This window comes from Lactobacillus sp. UMNPBX4, assembly GCF_002554115.1.
Taxonomy (GTDB): domain Bacteria; phylum Bacillota; class Bacilli; order Lactobacillales; family Lactobacillaceae; genus Lactobacillus; species Lactobacillus gallinarum.
In genome coordinates this window covers 1-412 of sequence record NZ_PCZF01000139.1, presented here as the reverse complement: position 1 = coordinate 412, position 412 = coordinate 1, and the positions used below count along the sequence as shown (strand labels likewise).

The 412-nt window shown below is 37.4% G+C and carries 1 protein-coding gene; it reads left to right on the top strand.

What is annotated here, in order from left to right; all coding sequences use genetic code 11:
- A partial coding sequence (locus CP355_RS10080; RefSeq protein ID WP_143468957.1) for a transposase occupies nt 1-412 on the top strand: 412 nt, incomplete at both ends.

Sequence of the window (412 nt, the reverse complement as noted above, 5' to 3'; positions counted from 1 at the left end):
AAAAGTCCCTTGCCCAAAAAGGACTCAACTACTGCAATCGCATGTTTTACTTAGAGCGGACCTGGGAGAATTTAAGCAAACAAGAGCGTTACCAGCTAAGACAAGAAAAACTTAAGCCATTGATGCAAGAGTTTTTCAACTGGTGCGAGAAAAATAAGACAACCGTTTTACCAGGTTCTAAGTTGGGAAAAGTCATTAATTATACACTCAAGCATCAAGAGACTTTTGAACATATCTTGCTTGATGGTAATTTAGAATTATCTAATAATAAAGCTGAACGAGCTGTCAAATCACTAGTAATGGGCCGCAAAAATTGGTTATTTTCACAAAACTTTAGAGGCGCTACTGCAAGTGGCATTATTCTAAGCTTAATTGAAACTGCCAAGAGAAATGGCCTTGATCCTGAAAAGTA